The organism is Streptomyces mirabilis, from assembly GCF_039503195.1.
GTDB lineage: Bacteria > Actinomycetota > Actinomycetes > Streptomycetales > Streptomycetaceae > Streptomyces > Streptomyces mirabilis_D.
Map to the genome: position 1 here is coordinate 8,408,272 of NZ_JBCJKP010000001.1, position 12,579 is coordinate 8,420,850.

9 protein-coding genes and 2 pseudogenes are annotated in these 12,579 nt (G+C 72.4%); 6 read left to right on the top strand and 5 right to left on the bottom strand.

Annotated features, from left to right (window positions below; translation table 11 throughout):
• Positions 1 to 121: 121 nt before the first annotated feature.
• A complete protein-coding gene (locus AAFF41_RS38015; protein WP_343325381.1) occupies positions 122 to 2,095 on the top strand; it encodes a DUF5107 domain-containing protein in 1,974 nt (657 codons plus the stop codon).
• A gap of 56 nt (positions 2,096 to 2,151) precedes the next feature.
• Here the strand turns inward: AAFF41_RS38015 and AAFF41_RS38020 are convergent, their stop codons facing one another.
• Positions 2,152 to 2,508, bottom strand: coding sequence for a VOC family protein (locus AAFF41_RS38020; protein WP_319749583.1), 357 nt, complete (start codon positions 2,506 to 2,508; stop codon positions 2,152 to 2,154).
• A 179-nt stretch (positions 2,509 to 2,687) separates the two neighbouring features.
• On the opposite strand from AAFF41_RS38020, the pseudogene AAFF41_RS51795 reads away from it, so the two are divergent.
• Both AAFF41_RS51795 and AAFF41_RS38030 read left to right on the top strand, forming a co-directional pair.
• Positions 2,688 to 2,933 (top strand): annotated as a pseudogene (locus tag AAFF41_RS51795) (hypothetical protein); the annotation flags it as partial.
• A gap of 275 nt (positions 2,934 to 3,208) precedes the next feature.
• Complete coding sequence (locus AAFF41_RS38030) at positions 3,209 to 5,077, top strand: transketolase (protein WP_425526194.1); 1,869 nt, start codon at positions 3,209 to 3,211, stop codon at positions 5,075 to 5,077.
• 43 nt (positions 5,078 to 5,120) lie between these two features.
• Here AAFF41_RS38030 and AAFF41_RS38035 read toward each other — a convergent pair whose 3' ends face one another.
• Both AAFF41_RS38035 and AAFF41_RS38040 read right to left on the bottom strand, forming a co-directional pair.
• Complete coding sequence (locus AAFF41_RS38035; RefSeq protein WP_319749580.1) at positions 5,121 to 5,942, bottom strand: class I SAM-dependent methyltransferase; 822 nt, start codon at positions 5,940 to 5,942, stop codon at positions 5,121 to 5,123.
• Between the two features lie 161 nt (positions 5,943 to 6,103).
• Positions 6,104 to 6,676: pseudogene (locus tag AAFF41_RS38040) on the bottom strand (phosphatase PAP2 family protein); the annotation flags it as partial.
• A 416-nt stretch (positions 6,677 to 7,092) separates the two neighbouring features.
• Here AAFF41_RS38040 and AAFF41_RS38045 point away from each other — a divergent pair.
• Together AAFF41_RS38045 and AAFF41_RS38050 are read left to right on the top strand one after the other, a co-directional pair.
• Positions 7,093 to 8,712 (top strand): ABC-F family ATP-binding cassette domain-containing protein, encoded by a 1,620-nt coding sequence (locus AAFF41_RS38045; RefSeq protein ID WP_054236680.1) that lies wholly within the window; start codon positions 7,093 to 7,095, stop codon positions 8,710 to 8,712.
• Positions 8,713 to 8,918: 206 nt separating this feature from the next.
• Positions 8,919 to 9,155 (top strand): DUF6158 family protein, encoded by a 237-nt coding sequence (locus tag AAFF41_RS38050; RefSeq protein ID WP_319749578.1) that lies wholly within the window; start codon positions 8,919 to 8,921, stop codon positions 9,153 to 9,155.
• Between the two features lie 182 nt (positions 9,156 to 9,337).
• Here the strand turns inward: AAFF41_RS38050 and AAFF41_RS38055 are convergent, their stop codons facing one another.
• Both AAFF41_RS38055 and AAFF41_RS38060 read right to left on the bottom strand, forming a co-directional pair.
• Positions 9,338 to 9,880 carry a type 1 glutamine amidotransferase domain-containing protein gene (locus tag AAFF41_RS38055; protein ID WP_319749577.1) on the bottom strand — a complete coding sequence of 181 codons (543 nt, stop codon included), beginning with the start codon at positions 9,878 to 9,880 and terminating at the stop codon, positions 9,338 to 9,340.
• Positions 9,881 to 9,939: 59 nt separating this feature from the next.
• Entirely contained in the window at positions 9,940 to 10,326 is a 387-nt protein-coding gene (locus AAFF41_RS38060; protein ID WP_319749576.1) for a DUF2795 domain-containing protein, read from the bottom strand.
• Between the two features lie 155 nt (positions 10,327 to 10,481).
• Between AAFF41_RS38060 and AAFF41_RS38065 the strand changes: the two genes are divergently transcribed.
• The gene (locus AAFF41_RS38065) at positions 10,482 to 12,485 is read left to right on the top strand and encodes a hypothetical protein (protein WP_343325383.1); all 2,004 of its coding nucleotides are present in this window, start codon (positions 10,482 to 10,484) and stop codon (positions 12,483 to 12,485) included.
• Positions 12,486 to 12,579 lie beyond the last annotated feature (94 nt).

The window sequence follows — 12,579 nt, forward strand, 5'->3', positions numbered from 1 at the left end:
ACTCGTCACTTGTTCCCTGCTGCCGGCACGGCGGGCGCGCTGTCCACCGGTGTGGTCGTCGTCGCCTTTGCGGAATCCTGACGAGCGGACACCCTGGTCAGGTGGTCGATGTCGCTGTTCCATGGTCATCGTGACGACGATCCGACGTGACGTACTGACCCTGCCGGTCGCGGAGTTGGGCCCGGACAACCCGCTGCCACCCCTGCGGCCGCTCGACGAGACACACCGCATCGACGACCGCGAGGGCGCCGACCTGCCGCGCGACATGGTCCGGCAGATCCGCTACGAGCCGTTGCGGAGCGTCCTGCCCGAGCGCATCCGGGACGGATACGACAGACGGCGCGAGCCGCGCGGGATCGACACGATCGTGATCGAGAACGACCGGCTGCGGGCGGTGGTGCTGCCGGGATACGGCGGCCGGGTGGTCTCGCTGTTCCACAAGCCCTCGCAGCGCGAACTCCTCTACCGCAACCCGGTGGTGCAGCCCGCCTGCTTCGCCCTCAACGGGGCCTGGTTCTCCGGCGGCATCGAGTGGAACATCGGCGCGACCGGCCACACCACCCTGTCCTGTGCCCCCGTGCACGCCGCCCGGGTCCCCGCCCCCGACGGTGGCGAGATGCTCCGCCTGTGGGAGTGGGAGCGGCTGCGCGATGTGCCCTTCCAGGTCGACCTGTGGCTCCCGGACGGTTCCGACTTCCTCCATGTCGGCGTCCGCGTCCGCAATCCGCACCAGAGGCCCGCGCCCCTGTACTGGTGGTCCAACATCGCCGTCCCCGAGGAGCGCCGGGTGCTGGCCCCCGCGGACGAGGCCTGGCACTTCGGGTACGAGCGGCGGCTGCGCAGGGTGCCGGTACCGGAGTACGAGGGGGTGGACCGCACGTATCCGCCGCGCAGCGTCTTCCCCGCCGACTACTTCTACGAGGTGCCCGACGGGCAGCGCCGCTGGATCGCCGCGCTCGACGACAAGGGCGACGGGCTCGTGCAGACCTCCACCGACGTGCTGCGCGGGCGCAAGCTGTTCGTCTGGGGGGCCGGTCCGGGCGGGCGGCGCTGGCAGGAATGGCTCACCGAACCCGGCACCGGCGGCTACTGCGAGATCCAGGCCGGACTCGCCCGTACCCAGCTGGAGCATGTCCGGCTGGAGGCGGAGAGCGAGGTGTCCTGGCTGGAGGCGTACGGGCCGCTCGCGACGGACGCGGGAGCGGCGCACGGGGCGGACTGGGTGCTCGCGCGCGCGGAGACGGAACGCCGGCTGTCGGAGGTCCTGCCCCGCGGGGACGTCGACGCGGCGTACGAGGCGTGGCTGCCGTACGCCGACACCGAGCCAGGTGAGGTGCTGGCCGTCGGGTCCGGCTGGGGTGCGCTCGAAGTGCTGCGCGCCTCCCACAAGCTGCCCGGGACGCCGTTCGAGGAGTCCACGCTGCGGGAGCCGCAGGCACCCTGGGTGGAACTCCTGCGGACCGGCGCCTTCCCGGAGCCGCGGCGGGTCGGGCCACCCGGTGAGAGCCTGGTCGCTCCGCACTGGCGGGACATGCTGGAGACCGCGCCCGCCAAACCGCTCACCGAGTATCACCTCGGCGTCGCGCAGTGGCATGCCGGGGACCTGGCGCAGGCCGTGCGCAGCTGGGAGCGGGCGCTCGAACTCGCCCCGTCGCTCTGGCCGTTGCTGCGGTGTCTGGCCGTCGCCGACCAGGAGTCCGGCAACCGGGAACGGGCCGCCGACCGGTACGCCGAGGCCTTCGACGACCTGTGCCAGGAGCGGCGTGACGACGGTCCGGCCTGGACCGCGGCCACGGCCGCGCTCGGGCGGGAGGCGGTGGGGGCGCTGCTCGCTGTGCGGCGTACCGGGGAGGCGCGGCGGGTCTGGGACCGATTGCGGCCCGCCACGCGGGCGCGCGGCCGGTTCCGTCTGCTCGAGGTGGAGCTGCTCCTCGCGGAGGGGGACCGGGACGGGGCGCGAGCCGTCTTCGAAGAGGCGTTCGAGGTCGCCGACCTGCGGGAGGGGGCGGAGACCATCACCGCCCTGTGGACCCGTCTGACGGACGAGCCACTCCCACCCCACTACGACTTCCGCATGCGCCCCCCCTCCGACTAGCCCACGCACCCGCAGTCGAGGAACACACCGGGGTCCGGGGCGAAGCCCCGAGGAGGTCAGGGCGTCGGGGACCCGCGGTCCACGTACTCGTACACCGCACCGTCCGGATGCATGGCGATCAGGTTGCGCCCGGCCGGCGTCCCCACCGGGCCCGCCAGAATCCGCGCGCCCAGCTCACCGAGCACCCGATGCGCGTCCTCGACGTCCTTGACCGCGATGGTCGCGGAGACCTTCCGCAGGACCTCCAGATCGGCCTCGGGTCCACTCATGAGCAGGAAACAGCCCACCGCCGCCACCGACACGCCGCCGCGCTCGAACCGCAGGGCCCGCCCACCCGCAAGTCTTTCGTAGAAGGGGACCGAAGCCTCCAGGTCGTCGACGCAGATCCGCAACGTGGCTCCCAGAATCTCCATGCGGACGAGCTTAGTTGGGCACGCCGGAGGGCGAGATCGATTCGGACGTCTCCTGCCGAGGGCGGAGTGACCCCGGGGGGTGGGGAGGAAACACCGGAGCCGCCGGGTTTGGGCGCCCGGACCACGGGGACGCGGAAAGCCCCGTACGAGGCACGAGCGACACCGCCGGAGGCGAAACCGTGAGTCGACCCCGCAGCGTGATCGCCGGTGCCGGCGTCGCCGGGTACCGAACCGCCCGCACGTCGGAGCGGCCGACCCGGCACGAGGCCGACATCACCCCGCTCCACCCGACCGACTACTTTCTGTATCTGCCCCTGCTTCCCCAGGCCGCCGCCGGAATCCTGGAGCCACTCCGTGTCACCGCGCTGACGTACGATCGTCTCGTGCCGGCCGTCGGCGGCGTGAACAAGCTGCTGCCCGTGCCCGACCCGTATGTGCGGGTGCCGGGCCGTCCTGAAGCGTATGCGTGCGGCGGCGCCGCCGCCCCGCTCGGCATCGGGCGCCGACGTGCCCACCGCCACCGCGACCTGGGCTTCACCATCGGCCTCGGGCGCGCGCAGGCCGCCGCCGACCCCCTGGGTGTCCCGCTGTCCGGCCCCTCGCCGAGGCCGTCACCCGCGGCGCTGGACACCGCCTCGCCGGAACCGGCACGGGCGGCCGGTTCCCCCCGCGACTTCGCGAGCCGTCCGGAAGGAGACTCATGAACACCACCGTGAACGCCATGGACATCCGTCAACTCAAGGAACTCGCACAGCAGTTGCGTGTCGACAGCGTGCGCGCTGCCGCCGCCGCGGGATCCGGGCACCCCACGTCCTCGATGTCGGCGGCCGACCTGATGGCGGTCCTGCTGGCCAAGCACCTGCGCTACGACTTCGAGCGCCCCCAGCACCACGGCAATGACCGTTTCATCCTCTCCAAGGGGCATGCCTCACCGCTCCTGTACGCCGCGTACAGGGCGGCCGGGGCCATCAGCGAGGCCGAACTGCTCACCTTCCGCAGGCTCGGCAGCCGCCTCGAAGGGCATCCGACACCCCGGCGGCTTCCGTGGGTCGAGACCGCCACCGGCTCGCTCGGCCAGGGGCTGCCCGTGGGGGTCGGCGTCGCACTGGCCGGCAAACGGCTCGACCGCACCGGCTACCGGGTGTGGGTGCTGTGCGGCGACAGCGAACTCGCCGAGGGATCCGTCTGGGAGGGCGCCGAGCACGCCGGATACGAGCACCTCGACAACCTCGTCGCGATCATCGACGTCAACCGGCTGGGCCAGCGCGGCCCGACCCGGCACGGCCACGACCTCGACGCGTACGCGCGCCGGTTCCAGGCCTTCGGCTGGCACACCGTGGAGATCGACGGACACGACGTCGACGCCATCGACCGCGCGTACGCCGAGGCCGAGTCCACCGCGGGACAGCCCACCGTGATCATCGCCCGCACGCTCAAGGGCAAGGGCGTCGAGTCCGTCCAGGACCGTGAGGGCCTGCACGGCAAACCGCTGCCGGACGCCGAGGAGGCGATCGCCGAACTCGGCGGAGTGCGCAACCTGCACGTGGAGGTCCAACAGCCGCCCCCGGCAAGGGTGTTGCACGCCGTCCGCTCCGGTCATTTCGAACTGCCCCGCTACGACACCGGGGACAAGGCCGCCACCCGCGACGCCTACGGACAGGCGCTCGCCGCGCTCGGCACCGCCCGTGGTGACGTCGTCGCCCTGGACGGCGAGGTGAGCGACTCCACCCGCACCGAGCTCTTCGCCAAGGAGCACCCCGACCGCTTCTTCGAGTGCTACATCGCCGAGCAACAACTCGTCGCCGCCGCCGTCGGTATGGCCGCGCGCGACTGGGTGCCGTACGCCACCACGTTCGCGGCGTTCCTCACCCGGGCCCACGACTTCATCCGGATGGCGGCGATCAGCGGCTCCGGCATCAACCTCGTCGGCTCGCACGCGGGCGTCGCGATCGGCCAGGACGGCCCCTCGCAGATGGCCCTGGAGGATCTGGCGATGTTCCGGGCGTTGTACGGCACGACCGTCCTCTACCCGTGCGACGCCAACCAGACGGCCAAGCTCGTCGCCACGACGGCGGACCTCGAGGGCATCCGCTATCTGCGCACCTCACGCGGGGAGACCCCGGTGATCTACAGCCCCACCGAGGAGTTCCCCGTCGGCGGCAGCAAGGTACTGCGCGCCAGTGACGAGGACCGGCTGACGCTCGTCGCCGCGGGCGTCACCGTGCACGAGGCGTTGGCCGCCGCCGAGTCGCTCGACCGCGAGGGCATCCAGGTCAGGGTCATCGACCTCTACTCGGTCAAGCCCGTCGACCGCGACACCCTGCGCGAGGCCGCCGAACAGACCGGCTGCCTCGTCACCGTCGAGGACCACCGCGCGGAGGGCGGCATCGGCGACGCGGTCCTCGACGCCTTCCTCGACGGCCGTCCGGTGCCGCGCCTGGTCCGCCTCGCCGTCCGTACGATGCCGGGTTCGGCGACCCCCGCCGAGCAACTGCACGCCGCGGGCATCGACGCGGAGTCGATCGCGGCGGCGGCGCGGCTGCTGGTGGAGACGGCGATCGTGCGCTGAGCCGCACCCGCTGGATCCGGCGCCGAAGACAACCGCGGGCGGATCACGCTTCCTTACGGCAGAGGATCTCTCCGTGCAGGACGGAGAACCAGCCGTCCTCCTGCCGCGCCCACTCCCGCCACGCCTCGGAAACGGCCCGGAGCTGCGCGGTGGTCGCGTGTCCGCCCTCCGTGGCGCGCTCCGCGTACGCCGAGGCCTGGGTGCGATCGGCCCACAGTCCGCCCCACCACTCCCGCTCGTCCTCGGTGGCGAAGGTCCAGGTGTCCGACGTCGCCGTGATGTCCTTGATGCCGGCCGTCAGTGCCCACGACTTGAGACGGCGGCCGGCCGCCGGTTCGCCGCCGTTGGCTCGGGCCACGCGCAGGTACAGGTCCTGCCAGTCGGTCAGGCCCGGCACTTCGGGGTACCAGGCCATCGCCGAGTAGTCCGCGTCGCGGGCGGCGATGAAACCGCCCGGCTTGGTGACCCGGTACATCTCGCGCAGCGCCTGCACCGGGTCACCCACGTGCTGGAGCACCTGATGGGCGTGGACCACGCAGAAGGTGTCGTCGGGGAAGTCCAGGGCGTGCACGTCCGCGACCCCGAAATCGACGTTGTCCAGGCCGCGTTCGGCGGCCACGGCGCGGGCCCGGTCCAGGATTCCCGGGGCGTGGTCGACAGCGGTGACGTGGCCTTCGGGGACCAGTTCCGCCAGGTCGGCGGTGATGGTGCCCGGACCGCAGCCGATGTCCAGGATCTTCATGTGGGGCTTCAGCGAGTCGAGCAGGTAGGCGGCCGAGTTGGCGGCCGTGCGCCAGGTGTGCGAACGCAGTACGGACTCGTGGTGGCCGTGTGTGTAGACGGCGGTCTCCTGCGACTTCGACATGACCGTTTCCCCTTCGCGTCGTCTCGTCGGTTGCGCATCACCGTACGCCCGCATGTCGCATGGTGAGACCACCGTCTTGCTATATGGACGAGTCGCGTGGTGAGGCTCGGGTGTTGACCGGGGAGAGGTGTCCGGACGGGTCACGGTCGGTGGTGGCGTGCGAGAAGGCTTCGTACGGCGTACGCCACCGTCGTGCCCAGCGCCGCGCCCGCGAGGACGTCGCTCGGGAAGTGGGCGCCGGTGTAGACGCGGGACAGGGCCACGGCAGTGGCGAGCGGTACCACCGCGGCGCCCCAGCCGTGCGACTCCAGTGCCACTCCCGTGGCGAAGGCGGCGGCCGACGCGGAGTGGCCCGAGGGGAACGAGGTGGTGATCGGCTGTCGCTTCAGCCGGCGGGCCAGGGGGACCGGGGCGAGGGGAGGACGGGGGCGGCGTACCGAGCGCTTGCCCACGGTGTTGATCGTGGCGGAGGCGAGGGTGAGGGAGGCGAGACCGGTCGCGGCGGCTCGGCGGGCGTGGGGGGAGCGGGTCGCTGTGAGTGCCGCCGCTGTGGCGAACCACAGCAGGCCGTGGTTCGCGCTGCGGCTCAGTTTGGGCAGGAGGGGGTCGCAGCCCGGCCAGTGGCGGGATGCGATGGCTTCGAAGAGGCGGGAGTCGGCCGCGAGGAAGTGGTTGCGGAGGGCGCGGTGGTTCGGGGGGCCGGTGGTGAGGTCGATGTCCGGGGTGACGGTCATGAACTCCCCGTACCCGCCGAACCGCCCTTCCTCGCCCCCGCCGCCCCCGCCCGTCCCATCCCGAACCCGGGGGCTCCGCCCCCAGCCCCCCGGCGGGTTCGTCGGCCGCGGATGGGTGGGGGGCCGGTCGCGCAGTTCCCCGCGCCCCTGAGGCGGGGACTTCGCCCCGCATTCCCCCGCCCACCCGATCGCCCCTGAAGGGGCGCGGCGCGCATCTTCAGCCTGTCCGGCGACTGAGGACGAGGCCGTTCAGGCCGATGGGGGGCCAGGGGGTGCAGCCCCTTGGTGGGGTCGAAGGGGCGGAGCCCCTGGGGATGGGACGGGTAGGGGCGGCGGGGGCGGGGGAGCCGGGGTGTGGGGGCTCGGTGGGGTTATGCGTTTGCTCCGTGGGCCGGGGGGCCGGAGAATGCCTCCCCATGGGACATCTCGAAGCCGCACATCTTGAGTACTACCTTCCCGACGGGAGGGCGCTGCTCGGCGATGTGTCGTTTCGGGTGGGCGAAGGGGCCGTCGTCGCACTGGTGGGCCCCAACGGAGCCGGCAAGACCACGCTGCTGCGGCTGATCTCCGGGGAGCTGAAGCCGCACGGGGGCACCGTCACCGTGACCGGCGGCCTGGGTGTGATGCGTCAGTTCGTGGGGTCCGTGAGAGACGAGACGACCGTTCGGGAGCTGCTCGTCTCCGTGGCGTCGCCCCGCATACAGGAGGCCGCCAGGGCCGTCGACGCGGCCGAGCACGCCATGATGACCGTGGACGACGAGGCCGCCCAGCTCCGCTACGCGCAGGCACTCTCCGACTGGGCCGAGGTACGAGGCTACGAGTCCGAGACGCTCTGGGACATGTGCACGATGGCCGCGCTCGGCGTCCCGTACGAGAAGGCGCAGTGGCGCCTGGTGCGCACCCTCTCCGGAGGAGAGCAGAAGCGGCTGGTGCTGGAGGCCCTGCTGCGCGGCACCGACGAGGTACTGCTCCTCGACGAGCCGGACAACTACCTCGACGTCCCGGGCAAGCGCTGGCTGGAGGAGCGGCTCAAGGAGACCCGCAAGACCGTTCTCTTCGTCTCCCACGACCGGGAGCTGCTGTCCCGCGCCGCCGAGAAGATCGTCAGCGTCGAGCCGAGCCCCACCGGCGCCGACGCATGGGTGCACGGCGGTGGCTTCGCGACGTACCACGAGGCGCGACAGGAGCGGTTCGCCCGCTTCGAGGAGCTGCGCAGGCGCTGGGACGAGAAGCACGCCCAGCTGAAGAAGCTCGTGCTGAATCTGCGGCAGGCGGCCTCCATCAGCCATGAGTTGGCGTCCCGGTACGCGGCGGCGCAGACCCGGCTACGGAAGTTCGAGGAGGCCGGCCCGCCGCCGGAGCCGCCGCGCGAGCAGGACATCAAGATGCGTCTGCACGGCGGGCGTACCGGCGTACGGGCCATCACCTGCAAGGGACTTGAGCTCACCGGGCTGATGCACCCGTTCGACCTGGAGGTCTTCTACGGCGAGCGGGTCGCCGTGCTCGGCTCCAACGGCTCCGGCAAGTCGCACTTCCTGCGCCTGCTCGCCGGTGACACCGTCGCGCACACGGGTGAGTGGAAGCTCGGCGCGCGCGTCGTGCCCGGACACTTCGCCCAGACGCACGCCCACCCGGAGCTCCAGGGCCGCACCCTTCTCGACATCCTGTGGAGCGAGCACTCCCAGGACCGGGGCGCCGCCATGTCCCGGCTGCGCCGCTACGAGCTGACCGCCCAGGCCGAGCAGCGCTTCGAGAGGCTCTCCGGCGGCCAGCAGGCACGCTTCCAGATCCTGCTGCTGGAGCTGGAGGGTTCCACGGCCCTGCTGCTGGACGAGCCCACCGACAACCTCGACCTGGAGTCGGCCGAGGCACTCCAGGAGGGCCTGGAGGCATACGAGGGGACGGTGCTCGCGGTCACCCACGACCGCTGGTTCGCCCGCTCCTTCGACCGCTATCTGGTCTTCGGCTCGGACGGCAGGATCCGGGAGACGGCGGAGCCGGTGTGGGACGAGCGGCGCGTCGAGCGGGCCCGGTAGGACTCGGGGCCGGTACGACTCGGGCCGCCAGGACCCGGTCACGGTCCCGGTCGTCCGGTGCTTCCCGGAGGACCGGGGGCCCGGAAGTTCGTAGAGTGGAGGGAGTACGGCTAGATCCACGGCTCCCTCCCGGACGCCGCTCGGGCGCCGCGCACGGCAGCGCCTGCCCGGACCGCGCCGCAGGACACGACGAGCGGGGTACCACCATGACCGGAGTCGACCCGGAACGGCTGGACGACCAGCAGCTGATGAAAGAGCTGGAGACGATCCACCGCACCCGCCACGACACACTGCTGCACGGTTCGAACGACGCCCTGCGGACCCACAACATGCGCATGGCGCAGCTGGAGGGCGAGTACCTGCGCCGCCATCCGCGCCGGCCCGTCGCCGCGGGCCGTACGCGCGAGGGGGCCCGGGAGCGGGGCCTCACGGCGGAGTGCTGAACGACGGGTCGGGGCGACATGACGGGTCGGGGCGTCACGGAGGGCACGAGTGACGACGTCGGGTCGAACTCGCCCGGCCCGCACACCCGTTGCCACCCGCACCCGTCGCCCTCGGTCCCCGCTGTCGCCGGTGAACCGAGGCGCGCCGGATGGTGCCGGATTCCGCAGGGGCGGACACTCCGTCAGGCGGCCTGCCGCGCGAACGCTGCCAGGAACGCCTCGTCGAACGCCTTGAGGTCACCCGGCTTGCGGCTGGTGATCAGAGTGTTGGGCCCCTGCTCGCACACCTGTACCTGCCGGTCGACCCAGGTGCCGCCCGCGTTGCGGATGTCGGTGCGCAGACTCGGCCAGGACGTGAGGACCCGGCCCGAGACCACGTCCGCCTCGACGAGCGTCCAGGGGGCGTGACAGATCGCGGCGACCGGAAGGCCGCGCTCGAAGAACGCGCGGATGACCGCCACGGCCCGTTCGTCGAGGCGCAGCGCGTCCGGGTTGGCCACGCCGCCCGGCAGCACGAGCCCGTCGAAGGACTCGGCCGACACGTCGGCGACCACCTCGTCGACAGGGAAGGTGTCCGCCTTGTCGAGGTGATGGAAGGCCTGGATCCGGCCGGGCTTCGTGGACACGAGGACCGGCTCGCCACCCGCGTCCAGTACCGCCTGCCAGGGATCGGTCAGCTCGACCTGCTCGACGCCCTCGGGCGCCATCAGGAACGCGATACGCATGATTCCTCCGTTTCCTTGTCCCGGCCCCCGAGCGGTGGTGAACAGCGCCGGGGCGCTGTTCACCGCGTGCGCCGGGCGCCTACGACCGATTCGGCCAGCTCGTGCACCGTGGCGTAGCGCGCCTTGCGGGGGCGCCGCTCCACGGCCTCGATCAGGGGGTCGGGCGCGTGTTTGTCGCGCAGGGTGTCGGCCAGGTCGCGGGGGCCCGCGGGGAAGGCGGTACGGCTCAGGAACCGGGCCAGTTCCAGGCGCACCGTCTCGATGGACTCGGGCGCGCGGTTCGGTGCCACGGGGCCGCGCGCGATCTCCGGGTCGTCGTCGGCAGTCGGCTCCGGGTCGTGCCACTCCTCGGTCCGGGTGGGGTGACCCGACCTGAGCAGGCCCTGCAGTTCGTGTTTCATCTCGTCGTCCCGGTGGACGCTCAACCGGTCGCTGCCTCGCTGCATGACTCCCTCCAGGGGATCGGGGACGGTGATCGCGTACCCATGGACCCGGGGTCGACACGTCCGTGGGAAAACGGCACGACGAGCTCCACCGCAGGGCGGCATGATGACGGCCGGGGAATCGGTTCTCCGAGGTCATGGGGGTGGATGTGACGGGGATGTCGCTCGAGGCGCTGGACGCGGTGCCGTGGGACCGGCTCGAGTCGGCGCTGTCCCGGCACCCGGTCGAGGAGGTGCCTCGCGCGCTGCGGCGGCTGGCGCTCGCGGGCGGGGCCGCGACGGAGGAGTACTGCTACCCGCTGTACTCCTGCCTGATCGCGGGCAACGGTCGGGTGCCCTCCGCGGCGACCGCGGCCCTGCCCTTCGTGGTGGCGCTCGCCGCCGACCCGGAGGCAGGCGCGCGAGTCGACCTCGTAGGACTGCTGGAGGCTTTCGCGCACGCGACCAGGACGGCCCGGCCGGACCTGGTGGACGCGGGGTGGACCGCGGCGTGGAGACGCCACCGGGGCGCGGTCCTGGCACTGCTCGCGGACCCGGACCCCGATGTGCGGCGGGAGGCCATTCCCCTCGCGGACGGTGTCGTACCGCTCCTGGAGCGGTGGCGGGCCGAGACGGACCCGGCGGTGCGTCTGCCGGTGCTGCTGCGGCTGGGCTGGGCGGCCGCCGAGGCGGCACAAGCGGATGCCCGGTCGGTCGAGGAGGTGCGGGCGGTCCTCGACGGCGTCCTGCGTGACGGCGAGCCCGTCATGAAGGTCGCGGCCGTGATCGCCTGGGAACGGCTCGACCCGCGGGAGCCGGTCCGGTGGATCGACCTGCTGGTGGAGACACTCTCCGACCTCGCCGTACGGCCCAGGTTCGAGGAGATCTGGTACGTGGTGGGCGTCGAGGAACCCTGGAGCCGTGAAGCGGTCGTCACCTGGGCCGCCGAGCTGTTCGACCACGACGCCCGGACGGCCGCCTCCTTCGTGGTCCGGCTGGCCGACGCGGCGGCCCGCACCGGGGACACCGAACTGTCCGGGGCGGTGCTGGACGAGGCATGGCGGCTGCTGGTGCTCAGACCGTCCGCGGCGCCCGCGCTGCTGCCGGTGGCGGGCCGACTGCTGGACGACCGGGCCGACCCCGTGCGCCTGCGGGCGGCACACCTGCTGGCGGTGCTCGGCCGGCAGTCGGCCCGGTACGCCGACCGGCTCGCCACGCTGCTCGACGACCCGGGGAAGGACCCCTGTCTGGAGGGGACCGTCGGTGACTACGCGCGCTGGGCGCTCACCCGGATCGGCGACCCGCGCGCGCTGCCGGGGCTCGTCGAGCGGCTCTACGAGCCCTATCGGGAGCACTACGGACGTGGCTACTGCGTCAGTGACCCACGACTTCCGGACGTCGACGCCGTGCTGGTCCCGCTGCGGGCGCATGCCGACGTCCTGCTGCCCGACCTGCGGGAGGTGATGCGGCACCACGCGACGCACAACGGTGGCCACGGCCCGCTGACCGGCGCCTTCCTGAAGGTCCTCAAGGCGTGGGGGCCGGACGCACTGCCCGCGCTGCCGGAGGTCGTGGCGCTTCTGGACGACGCCACGGGCTCGCTCTCGATCGTCGAGGCGCTGGCGGCGATGGGGCCGGGCGCCGCGTCCGCAGAGGCCGCCCTGCGCGCCTGCAAGCCGCTCAACTGGCCGGGGTACCACTGGAACGCGGCGTGGGCCGTCTCACAGATGGGCGGAGACCGTAGGGCGGCGCTGCGCCTCATCGGCGACGCGGTGCTGACCGAGGAGGGTCCCTCCTACGGGCCCGTCCACCTGCTGGCCGAGTTCGGTCCCGCGGCCGCGCCGTACGCCGACCGGGTGCGGCACATCATGGAGAACACCGACGGCTTTCGCCGGATCGAGGCCGCGCTCGCCCTCTGGTCGGGCACGGGCGAGCCCGAGCCGAGCATCTCCGTCCTGGCGGGGTTCGTCCTGCCGATCGCCGACGGCGGCGAAGACTATGGGCTCTTCGGAGAGGCGCTGCGAGCCCTGGCCCGGATCGGCACCCTCACCCCCGCGACGCGCGCCGCACTGCGGACGGTACGGGGCTTCGACGGCCGTCTGGCACAGGCACGGAACTACGAGGCCTTCCTCCAGGACGAGGAACTGCGCGCCGCGATCGACTACCTGCTCGCCCTTCCCTGAGCCCAAGGCGCCGACCGGCGCCGGTGTTTGCCTCGGTGTTTGTCTCGCACAGGCCGGGGCAGGCGGAATTCAAGTGCTTCGGACAGGAGGCACG